At 55.8% G+C, this 17,262-nt stretch carries 15 protein-coding genes; 5 read left to right on the top strand and 10 right to left on the bottom strand.

The window, feature by feature from the left end:
- Positions 1-42: 42 nt before the first annotated feature.
- From fis to ACJJIZ_RS00210, 8 genes are all read right to left on the bottom strand, one after another.
- Positions 43-351 (bottom strand): DNA-binding transcriptional regulator Fis, encoded by a 309-nt coding sequence (gene fis / locus ACJJIZ_RS00245; RefSeq protein ID WP_020411495.1) that lies wholly within the window; start codon positions 349-351, stop codon positions 43-45.
- Positions 348-1,340: a tRNA dihydrouridine synthase DusB gene (gene dusB, locus ACJJIZ_RS00240; RefSeq protein ID WP_444914850.1), complete on the bottom strand. Its 993-nt coding sequence runs from the start codon at positions 1,338-1,340 to the stop codon at positions 348-350. Before dusB ends, fis begins: the two co-directional genes overlap by 4 nt.
- 205 nt (positions 1,341-1,545) lie before the next feature.
- Positions 1,546-2,781, bottom strand: coding sequence for a DUF3426 domain-containing protein (locus tag ACJJIZ_RS00235; protein ID WP_444914849.1), 1,236 nt, complete (start codon positions 2,779-2,781; stop codon positions 1,546-1,548).
- Between the two features lie 75 nt (positions 2,782-2,856).
- Positions 2,857-3,738: a 50S ribosomal protein L11 methyltransferase gene (prmA, locus tag ACJJIZ_RS00230; protein WP_444914848.1), complete on the bottom strand. Its 882-nt coding sequence runs from the start codon at positions 3,736-3,738 to the stop codon at positions 2,857-2,859.
- Positions 3,739-3,888: 150 nt separating this feature from the next.
- A complete protein-coding gene (gene accC / locus ACJJIZ_RS00225; RefSeq protein WP_444914847.1) occupies positions 3,889-5,229 on the bottom strand; it encodes an acetyl-CoA carboxylase biotin carboxylase subunit in 1,341 nt (446 codons plus the stop codon).
- Between the two features lie 15 nt (positions 5,230-5,244).
- A complete protein-coding gene (accB, locus tag ACJJIZ_RS00220; protein ID WP_282934436.1) occupies positions 5,245-5,712 on the bottom strand; it encodes an acetyl-CoA carboxylase biotin carboxyl carrier protein in 468 nt (155 codons plus the stop codon).
- Between the two features lie 22 nt (positions 5,713-5,734).
- On the bottom strand, positions 5,735-6,190 hold the full coding sequence (gene aroQ, locus ACJJIZ_RS00215; protein WP_444914846.1) for a type II 3-dehydroquinate dehydratase: 456 nt from the start codon (positions 6,188-6,190) through the stop codon (positions 5,735-5,737).
- A 259-nt stretch (positions 6,191-6,449) separates the two neighbouring features.
- Complete coding sequence (locus ACJJIZ_RS00210; protein ID WP_444914845.1) at positions 6,450-8,243, bottom strand: protein-disulfide reductase DsbD family protein; 1,794 nt, start codon at positions 8,241-8,243, stop codon at positions 6,450-6,452.
- A gap of 129 nt (positions 8,244-8,372) precedes the next feature.
- On the opposite strand from ACJJIZ_RS00210, the gene ACJJIZ_RS00205 reads away from it, so the two are divergent.
- The 4 genes from ACJJIZ_RS00205 (at position 8,373) to ACJJIZ_RS00190 (ending at position 12,137) form a co-directional block, all read left to right on the top strand.
- Complete coding sequence (locus tag ACJJIZ_RS00205) at positions 8,373-9,101, top strand: N-acetylglucosaminyltransferase (RefSeq protein ID WP_444914844.1); 729 nt, start codon at positions 8,373-8,375, stop codon at positions 9,099-9,101.
- The gene (locus ACJJIZ_RS00200) at positions 9,098-9,559 is read left to right on the top strand and encodes a copper chaperone PCu(A)C (RefSeq protein WP_413664261.1); all 462 of its coding nucleotides are present in this window, start codon (positions 9,098-9,100) and stop codon (positions 9,557-9,559) included. The genes ACJJIZ_RS00205 and ACJJIZ_RS00200 overlap by 4 nt, the downstream gene beginning before the upstream one ends.
- A gap of 35 nt (positions 9,560-9,594) precedes the next feature.
- Positions 9,595-10,164 carry a YajG family lipoprotein gene (locus ACJJIZ_RS00195; RefSeq protein WP_444914843.1) on the top strand — a complete coding sequence of 190 codons (570 nt, stop codon included), beginning with the start codon at positions 9,595-9,597 and terminating at the stop codon, positions 10,162-10,164.
- Positions 10,165-10,343: 179 nt separating this feature from the next.
- Positions 10,344-12,137, top strand: coding sequence for an EAL domain-containing protein (locus ACJJIZ_RS00190; RefSeq protein WP_444914842.1), 1,794 nt, complete (start codon positions 10,344-10,346; stop codon positions 12,135-12,137).
- Between the two features lie 51 nt (positions 12,138-12,188).
- Here ACJJIZ_RS00190 and ACJJIZ_RS00185 read toward each other — a convergent pair whose 3' ends face one another.
- Positions 12,189-13,187: an adenosine kinase gene (locus ACJJIZ_RS00185; protein WP_444914841.1), complete on the bottom strand. Its 999-nt coding sequence runs from the start codon at positions 13,185-13,187 to the stop codon at positions 12,189-12,191.
- A gap of 385 nt (positions 13,188-13,572) precedes the next feature.
- Here ACJJIZ_RS00185 and mrcB point away from each other — a divergent pair, with 385 nt between their 5' ends.
- Positions 13,573-16,155, top strand: a complete 2,583-nt coding sequence (gene mrcB, locus ACJJIZ_RS00180) for a penicillin-binding protein 1B (RefSeq protein WP_444912056.1) — start codon at positions 13,573-13,575, stop codon at positions 16,153-16,155.
- A 43-nt stretch (positions 16,156-16,198) separates the two neighbouring features.
- Here mrcB and hemB read toward each other — a convergent pair whose 3' ends face one another.
- Positions 16,199-17,209, bottom strand: a complete 1,011-nt coding sequence (hemB, locus tag ACJJIZ_RS00175; protein WP_444912057.1) for a porphobilinogen synthase — start codon at positions 17,207-17,209, stop codon at positions 16,199-16,201.
- Positions 17,210-17,262 lie beyond the last annotated feature (53 nt).

The raw sequence follows: 17,262 nt of genomic DNA, 5'->3' as shown, positions 1-17,262 counted from the left end.
GAGTTACCTCATCCCCCTTCAAAATTTCGCTCGGTGGGAAGCTTACAGTAGGCCGTAGCGCTTCAGCTTCTTGCGCAAGGTGCCACGGTTGAGACCCAGTAATTGCGCGGCGCGGGTCTGGTTGTGACGGGTGTATTTCATCACCACTTCGAGCATGGGCGCTTCGATCTCCGACAGCACCATGTCGTAGACATCGGTTACCATCTGGCCATCCAGGTGGCGGAAGTAGTTCTCCATTGCATGCTCGACGGCATCGCGCAGGGACTGCTGCTGTGGCTGAGCCAGTTGAGTCTGTCCCCTGGAGGATACTTCTTCATTGCCAGTATCCGGAATTAATACTTCGTTGTTCATGCCGCTTGTGCCCCTCTCGTTATTCGGCGTTCAAACCACTCGTGAACGCTGGCATGTTGTACTTCTGCACTCTCTATTTGGAAAAAGGTCTTGCGGAAGGACTCGCTATCCGCGAGCGTCTTCAAGTACCAGCCCACATGTTTGCGAGCGATACGGACCCCCATCACCTCACCGTAGAATCGGTGTAGCTCGCCCAAATGGGCGAGCAAAATATTCCTGACTTCATCCAATGTCGGTTCGGGTAGCCGCTCGCCAGTGGCGAGATAGTGGGCTATTTCCCGAAAAATCCATGGTCGTCCCTGTGCTGCACGGCCAATCATGACCGCCGATGCGCCAGTGTAATCGAGCACCTCTCGGGCTCTCTCAGCACTGCAGATGTCGCCATTGGCAAAAACCGGGATTTCTACCCTGGATACAATTTCGGCAATGGTATCGAATTCAGCCTGTCCGTGGTAGCCACAGGCGCGAGTGCGACCGTGAACCGCCAGTGCAGCGATCCCGGAATCCTCGGCCATTTTGGCTACAGTGACGCCATTGCGGGAATCCGGGCACCAGCCGGTGCGGATCTTTAGCGTCACCGGGACGGAAACAGACTGGACCACGGCTTGAAGAATATCCGCTACCAGCTTTTCATCCCGCAGCAGGGCGGAGCCCGCTGCTTTCTTACACACCTTTTTTGCCGGGCAACCCATATTAATATCGATGATTTGCGCGCCGCGACGAGCATTCTCCCGAGCGGCTTCCGCCATCATCTCAGGATCACCGCCGGCGATCTGCACCGATATGGGCGCCGCTTCGCCACCGTGATCCAGGCGCAAGCGGGACTTGCGGCTGTTCCACAGGCGAGTGTCCGAGGTCACCATCTCCGAAACCACCAATCCGGCGCCGAGTTCTCGGCACAGCTGGCGGAAGGGGCGGTCGGTGACACCGGCCATGGGCGCCAGAATTACCGGGTTGTCGATAATATAGGGGCCAATGGCAGTAGACACGGTAGCTCCATTTGGGCTGTAGGAAGGGCAATCTGTGCCCCGGCAAAACAGCCGCCTATGATAGCGGCTGGCCCGTTAATGGCAAAGCGAAAAAGCGGGCAATTTGATCGAACACTGTTCATTTAGCCTGCTGAATGCGCAGGTTTGGTTGTTTATGGCGCCAAATCCCCTTTGCTAAAAACTTGCCCGGGGTGCTTGTGTGCGCTCAGTGAGTGATGTTCAGCTCGTAGTTTACCGCTTCTGCACCGGGGTCAACCACCTCAATCGCGATATGAATGGGGCTGTCCTGGGGCATTAGTTTGCGTCCAGCCAACTCCCCCTGTAGGTACTCGTTCGGGGTAAACCGGCGACTGGCCACAGCCTTGTCCTTCAGGTCGCTGAAGTTCAGCAACAGGTTGGGGAAGGGTTGTGCGTAGGGAGCGGTATTTAGTAGCACTGCATCCACTACCAGGGCGCCCTGCAGCTGCGGGTGGGTACGCACCATTAAGTTTGTGGCCTGGATCGCCCGGGTATCTTTTAGTTGGGGTAAAGTGCAGCCGAATAGTGGGCAGGCGGCAGCATAGAAGTCGCGCCAGGGCTGTTTGCGGCTGAGGCTATCGAACTGGAAGTATGCAACCTGAATCACTATGCCGAGGATCGATAGGGGAATCAATGCACGCCACAGCCAGGGAGAGGCTGTGCGTTTCTTTTTGGGGATTCCCCACGACATCTCCACAGGCGCGGGCTGGATGGCTGAGATCAATTGCTCCCGCTGCGGCTCTTCGGCAGTGGTAGATTCGCCACCGAAGTAAGGCTCCTGGCGGCTTTCCTCAGTGGGGGGAGGTGTATCTACAGACTCGGTTGATACTGCAGGCTCATTGTTGTCCCAAGACGATTTCTCAGCGAGGGAGCTAGAAGTTTCAAACTCCGGTACTTCAGGTTGGCCGTTGTACTCGGGCGAAGGGTCAGAATCAAAATCAGGAAGTTCTTCCCAGTCCGGCTTGAGGATTTTATCCAGGTCCTCTTCGGGTTCCGCTTCCTCTTCAGTGTGAGATGCTTCCAGCTCCTGCCACTCATGGTCGCCAAAGGCGTCACCAATTAATTCCTGCGCTGCTGCACTATATTCTTTGGGTTCAGATTTGGGCGCGCTGTCAGGTGCACTCTCATTGGTTGCACTCTCCCGACCGGCAGTTTGATCCACAGCTGGTGGAGATGGCGGGGTGGCGGGTTCGTCCTCGTCGAGCTCGATATCGTCGTGAATCAGGAAGTCATCGTCTTCCAGCAAAGCTTCCAAATCATTGCGGCTCTCGCTATCACTTTCTGAGAAAACGATATTTTCGTCTGCGCGAAACACCTGCAGGCAAGACCCACAGCGAACGGCGCCGCGGGCAGCGCGCAGTTGCTGGTCATTAATATGAAATGATGTGCTGCAATGAGGGCAGCGGGTTACCAGTTGAGACATTCGACTAGAGCGCAGTTTATTTAGCAGCCAAGTTTATCAGCCCAAAGGGGTCCCGCGTAGTGCTCGGGAGCGCATTTAGCGCACCCGCTTGCCTGTCAGTCTGACCCATCCCTCGTGTTCGCCGTCAGGATCGAACTCAATCCATTCGCTGTAAGCATTTTTCACCTGCTCTGCCTGGGAGCTGAGGATGCCGGACAGACAGATTTTTCCGCCCAATTGAGTGAGCTGTATCAGTTGAGGGGCGAGTTCTACCAGGGGACCGGCGAGGATATTGGCCAACATAACATCGGCGGCTTCGCTCGGCATTTGTTCTGGCAGGTAGACCGGGAAGCGATCGGGGTCTATGCCGTTGCGCTGGGCATTGTCGCGGCTGGCGAGCAATGCCTGGGGATCGATATCGGTGCCGAGAACTCGCTCTGCTCCCAGTAGAAGTGCGCTAATCCCCAGAATACCCGAGCCGCAACCGAAGTCGATGGCACTCTTACCTGCAAGCTCCTGCTGTGCCAACCATTGCAGACATAGGAAAGTAGTTGGGTGCGTGCCAGTGCCGAAGGCTAGGCCCGGATCGAGCAGCAGGTTCACGGCGTCCGGTTGTGGTGGCTCACACCAACTGGGGCAGATCCACAAATTGGGGCCGCACTGGATGGGTTTGTAGTGGGTCATCCACTCCCGCTCCCAATCCTTGTCCTCAAGTTGCTCCCAGCGGGCATTGGGCAACATTTCGCATAGGAAGGAAGCTGCCTTTGCCTCGGTAACCGCGGTGTCGACTTCCGCATCGAACAACCCGGTAACCCGTGTTTGCTCCCATAGGGGCACCTCTCCGAGTCCGGGCTCAAGGATCGGTTGGTCAGCGTTGTCTTGCAGGGTGACAGATACGGCACCGGCAAAAAGCAGTGCGTCTTCGATTTTTTCCGCGTGATCACGGTCGGTGTCCACGCGGAGTTGTAGCCAGGGCATAATTATTCCGGAATTGTTATAGCGATGTTTACGGCATTGTTGCGGCTGGGCCGCACTCAGATAACGACGGTTGCCACGCCATCCTTGGCAAGGTTCAGTGTCGTTATGTTTGCCGCAATTCTCGCTAACTTTGCCCCGGCTGGCGAGCGCTTAAAGACCTAACTTCTTCTCCAGGTAGTGGATATTGACCCCACCCTTGGCAAAGTTTTCATCTCGTACCAACTCTTCCTGTAGGGGAATGTTGGTTTTGATACCGTCCACCACCAGTTCCGACAGAGCTACACGCATACGCGCCAACGCGGTTTCACGATCTTCCGCATGGGTGATCAGCTTGGCGATCATGGAATCGTAGTTGGGGGGTACCGAGTATCCGGAGTAGAGATGGGAGTCGACTCGCACACCCAAGCCGCCAGGCATATGGAAGTTGTTTACCTTGCCGGGGCTGGGGAAGAAGGTCTGCGGATCTTCGGCATTGATACGGCACTCAAAGGCGTGACCTTTGATTACGATATCTTCCTGCTTCAGGGATAGCTTCTCACCGGCACAAACCCGAATTTGCTCTTTGATCAGGTCGACGCCGGTTACCATTTCGGTAACGGGGTGCTCCACCTGGATACGGGTGTTCATTTCGATAAAGTAGAAGCGCTCATTTTCATACAGGAATTCAAAAGTACCCGCGCCGCGATAGCCGATATCGATACAGGCTTGTACACAGGACTCATGTACCTGCTCGCGCACCTTATCGGGAATACCTGGAGCTGGGGCTTCTTCCAAAACCTTTTGATGGCGGCGCTGCAGGGAGCAGTCGCGATCGCCGAGATGGATGGCGTTGCCCTGGCCATCGGCCATTACCTGGATCTCAACATGGCGGGGATTTTGCAGGAATTTTTCCATGTAGACGGTGCCGTCACCGAAGGCCGCTTGGGCTTCGGACTTGGTCACGGCAATCGCGTTCACCAGCTCCTCTTCCTTTTCCACCACACGCATGCCGCGACCACCGCCACCGGCGGCAGCTTTAATGATGACCGGATAACCGATGCTGCGGCCGATCTCCATGCAGCGCTCGCTATTATCGGGCAGTGGGCCGTCAGAGCCTGGAACGGTGGGAACGCCAGCCTTTTTCATGGCGGCAATTGCAGACACCTTGTCACCCATCAGGCGGATCACATCGGGATCAGGGCCGATAAAGGTGAAGCCGCTCTTTTGCACCTGTTCGGCGAAGTCGGCGTTCTCTGCAAGAAAGCCGTAGCCGGGGTGCACGGCTACTGCATCGGTGATTTCCATGGCGGAGATCAGGGCCGGCACATTTAGGTAGCTCTGCGGGGATGGGTTGGGGCCGATACATACAGATTCGTCGGCCAGGCGTACATGCTTGAGATTGCGGTCTACCAAAGAGTGCACCGCCACAGTGGCGATGCCCATCTCTTTACAGGCGCGCAAAATCCGCAATGCGATTTCGCCGCGGTTGGCGATTAGGATTTTGTCGAACATTGTGACTTACCCCACTCAGACGATGGTCACGAGGGGCTGGTCAAACTCAACCGGTTGGCCGTCTTCCAGCAGGATCGACTCAATGGTACCGGCCTTGTCGGCTTCGATCTGGTTCATCATTTTCATCGCTTCGACGATGCACACAACATCGCCAACTTTGACCTGCTGGCCCACCTTCACGAATGCCTCGGCGCCAGGGCTGGGGGCAGCGTAATAGGTGCCTACCATCGGGGACTTCACCGCGTGTCCGCTGATAGCCGGTTTGGACTCTTTTTCAGCTGGGGCAGCAGGAGCGCTGGGCGCCGGAGCAGCGGGGGCGGCAACCGGTGCGGGAGGCGCGCTGTAAATCGGTGCAACGGGTTGGGCTGCGCTGCTGACGCCGCGACTGATGCGCACGGACTCTTCGCCTTCTTTGATTTCCAGCTCGCCGATATCCGATTCTTCGAGCAGCTCAATCAATTTTTTAATTTTGCGGATATCCATAGTTATTTACTCGCAGTTTGATTCATTGTTGTGCAGGTGTGGCATCCAGTTGATGGATGGCTGCCTGTAGAGCCAGGGTGTAGCTGTTGGCGCCAAAGCCACAGATTACGCCGCAGGCCAGATCTGAAAGATAGGAATGGTGTCGGAAAGCTTCCCTGGCGTGGGGATTGGACAGGTGAAGCTCAATAAACGGGATGGCAACGGCTGCCAGGGCATCGCGCAAGGCGACACTGGTATGGGTGAACGCAGCGGGATTGATCACGATAAAGTCGACCCCACTGGTCGCCGCCAAGTGGATTCGTTCGAGCAGGGCTGATTCACTATTGCTCTGCAGGACTTCCAGTTCGTGGCCGGCGGCGTCGCACTGGCGCTCGGCGGCTTTATTGATATCCGCCAGGGTGGTAGACCCGTAGATGTGCGGTTCGCGACTGCCTAAAAGATTTAGGTTGGGGCCGTGAAGGAGAAGAAGTTTAGCCATAATTCGCCCTGAAGAAAGTTGCCGAAAACCCATATAAAGTGGGTTAAAATTGGCTATCTTGCGGGCAAACTCGAAATTTCGGCCTAGCTGCCCGAACTCATTAACCGAGTCTGCCGCAAAAGTGACTCCCTGTCCATGCCAGACTCGGAGTTTATCGAAGTTAGCAGCAGTTCGGCGATATTGGGCAAAAAATTAGTTCAAAATATCCGGGCTGTGGCCTGTTTACCTTGGGTTATTGGCTACAAAGGCGTCAAAAACTTTACTGAGTCACCCCAGTGCTCAAAGGGGAGTCCACAGCGTTCTCCAATTCCTGTAGTAAATCATCTTGAGAAAGTATTTGCGGCAGTATTTTTGCGTCGCCCCCATCGGCGGGATAGAGGAGATACAGCGGCACACTGGTACGCCCGTATTTGGCCAATAATTCGCTGATTCGCGGATCCTGGTTGGTCCAATCTCCTTTCAGCGCGACCACGTTGAGGCGCTCCAAAGCATCACTGACCTCGGTGCTCGACAGCACAGCTTTCTCATTCATCAGGCAGGTGATGCACCAGGCCGCTGTCATATTGGCCAGAACTGCACGCCCCTCACTGCGTGCAGTCTCCAGTCTCTCTGCCGAATAGGGCTCCCAGTAATCGCTGCTGGACAATTGTTCAGACTGATTGATGGTTTTCAGTTGCGGAAGTAGAAAAACGGCCAAGGCCAGGGAGGCCAGGGCCAGGGAACCGCGCAGCCAGTGCCATTGCGGACGCGGCCAAAGCCACAGGGAAAATGCAATGGCTACAGCACCAGCCAGTACCAGGGCAACTCCATCCCCCCCGGCTTGTCGGCCCAGAACCCACAGTAGCCATACCGCAGTGAGATACATCGGGAATGCCAACAACTGCTTTAGGCGATCCATCCAGGGGCCGGGTTTGGGCAGCTTTTCCGCCAGAGCGGGGATATAGGTCAACAACAGGAAGGGGGCCGCCATACCGGCGCCAAGGGCGGCAAAAACACTTAGCGCAATTAGCGCGGGCTGCGTAACAGCAAACCCCAGTGCGGAGCCCATCAGCGGTGCAGTACAGGGGCTGGCCACCAGGGTTGCCAGCGCGCCGGATGCCACAGAGCCCGACAATCCCTGACGTTTATTCAGGTTGCCGCCAATACCCATCAGGTTACTGCCGAGCTCGGTCATTCCGGACAGACTCAACCCCATGATAAAAAACAGGTAGGCGAGTGCTGCCACCAACCAGGGGGATTGAAGCTGGAAGCCCCAGCCGACAGCTTCTCCGCCGGCGCGAAGGGCGAGCATCACAGCGGCGATAGCCACAAAGCTCAAAACTACGCCCAGTGTATAAGCCCAGCCGTGGTGGTGCCTTTGGCTTGCATTTTGTGCCGCCTGGCTCACTGCCAGTAATTTAATCGACAGTACTGGGAAGACACAGGGCATCAGGTTCAGGATCAGGCCACCGGCAAATGCGAGAAGCAGCGCCAGTGATAAGGTGACATTGCTACTGCCTGCGGCACCGCCAGCACTCGCTGGCGGAGTGGGCGCGCCTGTAATTAAGGCGCTGTCCTGCGGTTCTATATCCTGACTGGCAAAATCCACACTGTAGTATCGGGTCTGAGGTGGATAGCAAAGGCCAGCATCTGCGCAGCCTTGATAGTGGAGCTCCAGTTGGGTGGAACCGCTGGTTTCAGGGATATCCAGGGCAAATTCGAGCTGGCCTCGGTAGACCTCAGTCTCTTTCTCGAAATAGTCGTCCCAAATGACTTCACCGGTTGGCAGGTTCAGGGGGATGGGAGTTTTTTCACCATTATCGACTCTGTACAGCGCCAGTTTTTCGCGATAGAGGTAGTACTCTGGGGCAATCTGGAAGAGTGCACTGAGGCCGTTGGCATCAAAGAGCAGATCCTGCTGATAAGCTTCATCGACCGGCAGGAAAGAGTTTTCCTGGGCGCTGCTCAGCGAGGCAAAAGGGTTATCGGAATTCTGCGCTGCAGCTCCAATGCTGGTTATGGCCAGCAGGATTGTCAGCAGAACGAGGAAATTTTTTCGGAAACTTTTGGTCATCACAGCCATAGATGAAAAAATTCATTATAGTCGGGCGCATAGTTCAGACTGCTGCACCAGACGGGGGTTCAGTCGCCGCAGCAGTATAGCGACGCCAGTGGTACAAAAAAACAACAATAGGGGATTGTTTTGCCGTCATTTGAACGCCTTCACAGCCTTGGGGTTTTACTGCTACTGGCATTTTGCCTGGGGGCCTGCTCATCCAATAAGCCCGCACCTAAAACGGTTGTCCCTCCTCCCGCCCCTAAAAAGACGCCATCCCAAGACCAGGTTCGGCGCAACAATATTTCCTTTTTTTTGAGTCGTGCGGAACAGGCGCTACGCAAAGGGCATCTAACCCAGCCTGCCGGTGCCAGTGCCTACGACTATTACCTGCGTGTATTGCAACTGCAACCGGATAACAGCAAGGCAGAAACCGGTATTCAAACCATTGTGGTCACCTATGTTGAGCGGGCGCGGGACGCCCTGCGTCGCAGGGATTTTGGGGCGGTGAATACCCTGTTGAAACGGGCCGAGATGTTGGCCCCGGCCAATCCGCTGGTGGCTGAAGTGCGTACACAGTTGGTCCGCGAGCGGGGGAGAGCGCAGCTCGATTTACCACAAGGGGAGGTGATAGGTCTGCCAGCCGGTGAACTCGCAACAAGGTCTGCCGGGTTGGTGGAACAGTTGCAGCGAGTAGCGGGCAGGATTCGCAGCGAGCAGCTGCGCGTCATTATCGTAGCGCGCACTGATGCTGAGGGCCGTTGGGTTTATCAGCAACTGCGCGAGGCTGTACCCGGGTATCGGGTGCGTGGAGATATCAAAGTCGGGAATCCGGCGAAACTGATTCTGATTAAGCCCAGCGGAGGGGCACCATGAAAAAAGTATTGGCATTTGCCTTTTTAATCACCGCACTCCTTGTGTCTAAAGGCGCCTATTCCATAGGAATTACAGCGGAGGGGTATGCCCGGGAAACTCCTCCGGGACCTTCGATGAGCGCTGCCTTTGTGTCGCTGCACAACACTGGTGATTCGAGTCAGGTACTCACGGGTGTGGAGTTGCCGGGTGTTGAACAGGCTTCGGCAGACCTGCATACCACAATATCGGAGAATGGAATAAACCGGATGCGCCCGCTGGATCAGCTGACGATTGCCGCCGGGGCAAGTGTAGATATGGCTCCCGGTGGAGTTCACTTAATGATTAAAGGTCTGCGCTTGCAGGCGGGGGAAGAGTTGCCGTTGCGACTGCTTTTTGCCGATGGCAGCAGTGTAGATATTCTTGTGCCAATAGTTCGGATGAGTGATGAGGGGGAGCACCACCACCATCACCATGGCTGAATTGGCAGTTTTTTTGAAGTGAGGGGGAATTAAACATGAAGAAGTTATTGGTTTTTGCCGGTGCGCTGCTACTCAGCGCTTGTGCTCACAGCCCGCTGCAAATTTGGCTGCAGCCTCAGGTTCAGGTTGCTCCTGAAGCGATAGGCGAAGGCTTTAGTATGAGTGTGATGGGAGTTAATGAACTGCCCTCTGGCGGCTTGGGATCATTGGGTGGTGTTTATGCGGATACTGCTCAGGTAAGTATTGGCAATGACGCTGGTGAGGCTATTGCGGCGGGATTGCGTGAGGGTTTTTCAAATTGGTCATTCCGAATTACCGATAGCGCGCCGGAAGTTCAGGTGATCGCAAAATTGGTAAAACTCACCTACAACAGTCCAAATACGGTTTATACCACCGAGATTGACACCTCTGCTGAAATTCACCTGGAAGTGAAAATTGGTCCTCGCACTTATTTCGGCACTTACAGCGCTTCCGGCAAAGATCGGAACCTGGTTAAGCCCAGCCGTGAAGAAGTCCAAAGCCGTGTGAATGGACTGCTCAGCACAACTCTACAACGAGTATTTGAAGACGAGAAATTAAAAAATTTCTTGCGCAGCAATCTGTGAATGTGCAATTTATACATTTGTAGAAAAAACTCGGCTGGGAGGCTGGATAATTGAATAAAATCGGCGATCGTGGGCGATGATGTCGGTAACCTTTTTCGGTTATGGCCTGTCGCAAGGCACCTCCCCGCTACTGGGAAAGGTTTGCGCTTTGCTCTGTTGTGTTTTGAGTGAGTTTTCCCGTGACGCTGTTTAATCCAGAGGCCGCAAGTTACCTCGGCCCCCTCGCCCAGTTGGAAGAGGGGCTGCGCCCCTGTGAGCAGATCAGTTTACAGGCGGCGGAGGCGGCTCTCGGTGAAGTTGCCGATGGTGTCATTGTCACCGATGCTGCGGGTACGGTGGTTTACACCAACCCCCTGGTCAACGAAATGACTGGGGACCTGGTTGGACTGCTGCCCGGCCAGCCACTCAGCGAAGGTTTGCGCCTGTGCAATAGCCGGGGCGATGCGATAGAGCCGATACTGCCGGCATCCAGTGACCTGGGTGAAGTACCCAGAACCAGAGAGTTTAATGCCTGTATTGAGCGCCCAGGGGAAGAGCATGTCCCGCTTGAAGTGACCGTGCAGGTAATGGCTCTTTGGGATATGGGGGTGCTAAAAAATTATGTTTTGGTGCTGCGGGATACCTCTGCCGCGCGCCGGGTTTCCACCCGCCTTATGTGGCAGAGCAGCCACGACGCCTTAACCCGACTGCCCAACCGACAATTCTTTGAGAGTGAGCTGCAAAGTCAACTCAGCCTCTGTGTCGATAAACGCCAGCACCATGTATTGCTCTACCTGGATGTTTATCAATTCAAAGTTATTAACGACACACTGGGCTTTGTTGCCGGGGACCAGTTGTTGGTTCAGTTGGTGGAGTTAATCAAGCGCTGCCTCTCCAGCGACGATCTGTTTGCCCGAGTCGGTAGTGATGAGTTTGCGATACTATTGCGCGACTGCACCCTGGAAGAGGGTGGTCGTGTGGTGGCTCGGCTGCGCGACTCTGTGCAGAACTTCAGTTTTTTCTGGGAGGGGAATGACAACCGGGTCGCGGTGTCGATTGGTGTTGTTGGTGTCGATCACTTTACCCCCAGTGCCAGTCAGTTACTGGCGTCGGCCAATGATGCCTGTTGCAGTGCCCGGGAGCAGGGCAGAAATCGCGTTAAGCTGTTTGGTGACTCCCGCAAGGTATTGGAGAAGCGTCGCGAGACCACCTGGGTTGCGGAAATTCACGCGGCTTTGCGGGAAGATCGCCTGATGTTGTACCGACAGCCAGTGGTTTCACTAAAGGGGGACCGCAATGTCCACCACTATGAAATCCTGGTGCGGATGCGCGGCCGTGATGGTGGAGTGATTTCACCGGGGCTGTTTTTGCCAGCCGCAGAGCGCTACGGCTTGATCGAGGAAGTGGACCGCTGGGTAATTCGCCGGGTCTTTGACTATATGGCCCAGGAGCAGCGCCTGGGGATGGTCGGAATTAATTATGCGGTCAATATTTCCGGTATCAGCCTGGGGGATGAGACCTTTGCTGATTTTGTGCTGCAGTCTCTGTCCGATGCCGGTGTAACGCCTTCACGGGTTCAATTTGAAATTACAGAAACTAGCGCCATCAATAATCTTGAACGAGCCCTGATATTTATCCACAAGCTGAGAGCCGCCGGTTGCAGCTTTGCCCTGGATGACTTTGGTCGCGGTGTTTCCTCCCTGGCTTATCTGCGTCAGCTACCGGTAGATTTTCTTAAAATCGACGGAAGCTTTGTGCGGAATATGCTCGAGGATGAAATTGATAGCGCAATGGTGAGCACTATTGATCACTTGGCGAAGAGAATGGGTATCAGCACTATCGCCGAGTATGTAGAGAGCCCGGAGTTAATGGAAAAGTTGAGCCAGATGGGAGTGGACTATGCCCAGGGGTTCGGTATTTCCGCAGCGACGGGGCTGCCGGAGCTGGATAGCTACCCGGGGATGCTCCACCATTCCAGAGGGCCCAAGCCTTAGGGGCCCCTGGAAATCATGTGCCTATAGATAACTGCTATTAGGCAATTGCTATTAAACAACCGGTGCGAGTAATTCGGAGTGCTGCTCGGCTTCTAGTCGCGGGCCGTATTGGCTCACCACCTGGGCGGCAGCGCGGCAAGCGAGTTCGCCGGCTTCGGTAAAACTCATTTCGCGGTTGATACCGTAGAGGAAAGCACCGGCAAACATATCGCCTGCGCCGTTGGTATCGATGGCGCGGACTTCGGGACTCTCTATGCGGTGAACGTCGTTGCCGTCCCATAGCAGTGCACCGTCGGCGCCCAGGGTAATCGCGAAACTGCGGCAGTAATCGCGCAGCGCTTCAACGGCGTCCTCCACAGAGTCGGTACCGGTAAAGCCCAGAGCCTCATCCCGGTTGCAGAACAGCATATCCACACCGCCGCCAATCATTTCCCGCAGCCCTTCGCCGAAGAACTGAACCATAGCCGGGTCAGACAGGCTGAGAGCGGTTTTAACTCCGTGGGCTTCGGCTTCTTCGCGAAGCTTGATCGCTGCGGCACGGCCCGTTTCAGAGGAAACTAGGTAGCCTTCGATATAGGCCCACTTGGAGGCGGACAGTGCATCGCTATCCAGCTCAGCGACTGAGAGCTGTTCACTCATTCCCAGATAGGTGTTCATACTGCGTTCGGCATCCGGGGTGATAAGCACCAGGCATTTGCCGGTAGTGCCCTCATCAGCTTGCTTCAGTGTTTCGGGGTAGTCGACCCCGGCGCTGTTAAGGTTGTTTCTGTAGAAATCACCATTCTCGTCAGCGGCAACTTTGCACGAATAGAAGGTGCGGAGACCGAAATAGCTGGCAGCAATGACCGTATTGGCACCGGAGCCGCCGCAGGCCAATTTGGCAGTGACCATATGGTTTTGAAGGTCGTCTACCAGCTGTTGCTGACGGGCGTCATCTACCAGGGTCATGATTCCCTTTTCCACGCCAAGGCTGCTCAAATCCTGGTCCGACACTTCGATTTCTGTATCGAGTAGGGCGGCACCTATGCCGTAGAGATCGTATTGCTGCATATCATTCCTATTCGGGCTTATTGTCTACATTTCCGCCGCATTATGGACGTGATTTTGCCAAGTGCAAGGCATTGGGGAGGGCTGGCGACAGCAAACCCTCACATAGGCGCTTGTTACATCTTGGTGAACTTATAGGCGGTTGCTGCGGTCAATCCTCGCACAGGTGTAAATAGCACCTTCACGTAAACCGCCAGGTGATAGATACTGCCAAGCCTGGATTTTAGCCCGCTAATTGAGTGGGCCCGCCAGTGCTGAAAGGCACTGGCAGCAAGATACCAGCGGAGCTGCCACCTGCTGGTACCCTGCCTTCGACTCTTCGATTGGGGCTGGTTAGGTCTCATGAGTCGCTTGATGTACTGAGTTGGCAGCGGGACTGAATCCTCATATGGCATCAACGAAACGCCGGCGCGTCAGAGCGTCAAAGCCCAAACGACGATATCGCTGGCTCAAGCTGCTAGTGCTTTTAGCCCTGGTGGGCTCCCTGGCGCTGGCAGCGTATATGGCTTACCTGGATGTGCAGCTGCGCGAGCGACTGGATAGCCGTCAATACCAACTCCCCGCCCGAGTCTACGCTCGTCCGCTGGTGCTGCGCGAGGGTATGGCAATGCATCCGGATGAGTTGGAGTCCGAATTTGCTGCCTTGAATTACCGCAAGCAGGGCACTCTGAGTGAGCCTGGTTCCTGGGTTCAGGACGGAATGAATTACAAGGTCTGGCGCCGGGACTTTATCCATGCCAATGGCCGCCAGCCTGCTGCGGTGGTCTCCTTCCGTCTGCGCAATGATCAAATCAGCGGCCTGCGTGATGACAATGGCCGAAGCCTGGCAGAGTTTCGCCTGGACGCAGCTAATATCGGCTCTCTACTAGGGGGAGGTGACGACCGCAATCCAGTGCGTTTCGATGATATTCCTCCCTTGGTAGCCAATACCCTGATTGCTGTTGAGGACCAGGACTTTCTCAATCACTTTGGTGTTTCCCCTCGCGGTATCGCCCGGGCCATGGTGGCCAACGCAAAAGCCGGACGATTGGTACAGGGTGGCTCCACAATTACTCAGCAGTTGGTCAAAAATATCTTTTTTGACCATAAGCCCAGCCTGAGGCGTAAATTCAACGAGGCCCTGATGGCCATCCTGATGGAGGTGCACTACGACAAGCGCTATATCCTGCAGGAATACATCAACGAAGTATGGTTGGGTCAGCAGGGTGCCAGAGGTATTTATGGCTTTGGGTTGGCCTCTGAATTCTATTTCCAGCAGCCCCTGGACACCTTGGAACCCCATCAGGTAGCGCTGTTGGTGGGGCTGGCGAAAGGTGCGTCTTACTACAACCCCTGGCGCAATCCCGAGAGAGCACTGCAAAGGCGCAATACCGTGCTGGAATTGATGCTGGAGCAGGGGCTGATTACTCAGGAGGAGTTCCAGAAGTATTCCGCCAAGCCTCTGGGGGTGGTCAAGGGTGGTGTCGGTGCGCAGAATCCTTACCCGGCCTTTACTGAGCGGCTGTTGATTGAATTGCGTCCCTACTACTCCTACGAGGAATTGCGCACTTCGGGTTTACGGGTTTACACCACCTTGGCCCCTTCGGTGCAGAAGTTGGCGGAGGAGTCCATCAGTCAGGGCGTTAGCCAGCTGGAGAAAGACCGAGGGATCAAAGCCAATTCACTCCAGGCCGCGACAGTATTGTTGGATAATCGCAACGGCAATGTGCTCGCCATGGTGGGAGATCGGAACCCGGACTACCCAGGCTTCAACCGGGCGCTGGAAGCCCGCCGCCAGGTGGGCTCCCTGATTAAGCCGGCTGTGTTTCTCACTGCTCTAGAGCGACCGGAAGAGTACAACCTGGCCACCCTGATCGATGATGCCCCGGTGAGAATTGAAGAGGCGGATGGCGATGTATGGATGCCGCAGAACTTCGATAAGCGCGCTCACGGACAGATACCGCTATATATCGCTCTGGCCAAGTCCTATAACCTGGCGACGGCCCATTTGGGATTGGATCTCGGCCTGCAGAATGTGCGCCAGACGATTCGCCGCCTGGGTGTTGAATCCAGGCTCCCCCGAGTGCCGGCGATGTTGCTTGGTGCTGTGGAGATGACCCCGTTCGAAGTTGCCGGTATGTACCAGACCATCGCGAACAATGGTGAGACGGTACAGCCGCGCACACTGCTGGCGGTTTCCGATGCCCAGGGCGGCCGTGTACAGCACTTCCGCCGCAAGGCTAATCGCGGTGTCGACCCCGTTCCAGCTTACCTGTTGCGCTGGGGGCTGGAGCAGGCCATGCGTGAGGGTACCGGACGCCGCTCTGCCAAGCGCTTGCCAAGTAGCATCGCCTTTGCCGGGAAAACCGGAACCACTAACAATAACCGCGATAGTTGGTTTGCGGGCTTCTCGCCGGAAGTAACCGCTGTAGTCTGGCTCGGGCGCGACGACAATGAGCGCACGCGCCTAACTGGCTCCACCGGCGCACTGCCGATCTGGACGGAGATTATGCGCAAGCTGCCCCATCAACATGGACCGGCAGAGATGCCCCGAGGAGTGGAGCTTAAGTCAGTGAACTCCCGGGGGCAGTTTATGGACCCGGATTACTGTCGCGGTGGTTATGAGATTCCTTTCTCCTACGAGAGCCAGCTGCAACCGGCGCCGGAATGTCGGGGGCAGAACCGCTGGCGCTGGTTCCGCAATCTATTTGGCAATGGTCGCGACGAAGCGGCTCCCAGAGAGGAGATGAGTCCCGGTTGGGGGGTGGATACCAGTGAGCAGCAGATGCGCGATCAGCGCCGCCAACAATTGCAGGAACAACTTCGAGGTGACGATGCGGAAGAGTTTGGTGTAGATCCCGAGTATGGCTCCGATTATGAAGAGGAGCCCCTGGAGCTGCCAAGAGATAATACTTTTGGCGGGAGGGCTCACAGCGTACCGGTAGAGGAAGCCCAGCCGGTGGGGCCTGACCTGGAAGATCAGTGGCCCTAGGGAAGGTAGCGCGCGATTGAATCGCGCGCTTTATCGCCGGCTATCAGTCTTGCAGCAACTGTGCGGCTTCTTCGGCGAAATAGGTGAGGATGCCGTCGGCACCGGCGCGCTTAAAGGCCAGTAAGGACTCCAGAATAACCGCCTCTCGCTTCAACCAGCCATTTTCAAAGGCGGCGCAGTGCATCGCATACTCCCCGCTCACCTGATAGGCGAAAGTGGGAACCCGCAATTCTTCTTTTACCCGACGCACTATATCCAGGTAGGGCATACCGGGTTTCACCATCACCATATCTGCGCCCTCTTGCAGATCCAGGGCGCACTCGTGCAATGCCTCATCGGTATTGGCGGGGTCCATTTGGTAGCTTGCTTTATTGCCACCTTTCAAGTTCCCGGCAGAGCCCACTGCATCGCGGAAGGGGCCGTAGTAAGCGGAGGCATATTTAGCGGCGTAGGACATAATCAGGGTATTGCTGTGGCCCGCGCCTTCGAGAGCATCGCGAATGGCTCCGATACGGCCATCCATCATATCCGAGGGGGCCACCATATCGGCACCGGCTGCAGCGTGTGACAGGGCCTGCTGTACCAATACCTCAACGGTTTCGTCGTTGACGATATAACCGCTGTGGTCCATCAGCCCGTCCTGGCCGTGGCTGGTAAAGGGGTCCAGGGCTACATCGGTGATAACTCCCAATTCCGGTACCGCATTTTTCAGCTCGCGAACAGCCCTTTGTGCCAAGCCATCGGCGTCGTGGGCGGCACTGGCGCAATCGGACTTTGCCGACGGGTCGACTACCGGAAACAGGGCTATTGCGGGGATTCCCAACTCTTGAACTGTCTTCGCTTTCTTGGCCAACAGGTCTACGCTCAGGCGTTCAACACCCGGCATTGAGGCGACTTTTTGGGTTTCGTTACGCCCCTCAATAACAAACAGTGGCAGGATCAAGTCGTCACTGCTCAACTGGGTTTCCCGCACCAGTCGACGGGAAAAATCCTTTGCACGCAGGCGACGCAGGCGAGTGTTGGGGTAGGCACCACGGCCGAATCTTTGGCTCATCGGGAAATTACTCCGGCTATCCATAGGGCCGCAGAAACCCCGCAGCCGCAATT

This window comes from Microbulbifer maximicatervae (SeqCode) (assembly GCF_052467225.1).
The sequence above is the reverse complement of the archived record's forward strand: the minus strand, read 5'-3'. Positions and strand labels throughout refer to the sequence as shown.

Coding starts and splice junctions, on each gene's coding strand:
- accB (WP_282934436.1), bottom strand. CDS start 5,712: ATGGATATCCGCAAAATTAAAAAATTGATTGAGCTGCTCGAAGAATCG.
- fis (WP_020411495.1), bottom strand. CDS start 351: ATGAACAACGAAGTATTAATTCCGGATACTGGCAATGAAGAAGTATCC.
- aroQ (WP_444914846.1), bottom strand. CDS start 6,190: ATGGCTAAACTTCTTCTCCTTCACGGCCCCAACCTAAATCTTTTAGGC.
- ACJJIZ_RS00195 (WP_444914843.1), top strand. CDS start 9,595: ATGAAGAAGTTATTGGTTTTTGCCGGTGCGCTGCTACTCAGCGCTTGT.
- ACJJIZ_RS00235 (WP_444914849.1), bottom strand. CDS start 2,781: ATGTCTCAACTGGTAACCCGCTGCCCTCATTGCAGCACATCATTTCAT.
- mrcB (WP_444912056.1), top strand. CDS start 13,573: ATGGCATCAACGAAACGCCGGCGCGTCAGAGCGTCAAAGCCCAAACGA.
- ACJJIZ_RS00185 (WP_444914841.1), bottom strand. CDS start 13,187: ATGCAGCAATACGATCTCTACGGCATAGGTGCCGCCCTACTCGATACA.
- prmA (WP_444914848.1), bottom strand. CDS start 3,738: ATGCCCTGGCTACAACTCCGCGTGGACACCGACCGTGATCACGCGGAA.
- ACJJIZ_RS00210 (WP_444914845.1), bottom strand. CDS start 8,243: ATGACCAAAAGTTTCCGAAAAAATTTCCTCGTTCTGCTGACAATCCTG.
- ACJJIZ_RS00200 (WP_413664261.1), top strand. CDS start 9,098: ATGAAAAAAGTATTGGCATTTGCCTTTTTAATCACCGCACTCCTTGTG.
- hemB (WP_444912057.1), bottom strand. CDS start 17,209: ATGAGCCAAAGATTCGGCCGTGGTGCCTACCCCAACACTCGCCTGCGT.
- accC (WP_444914847.1), bottom strand. CDS start 5,229: ATGTTCGACAAAATCCTAATCGCCAACCGCGGCGAAATCGCATTGCGG.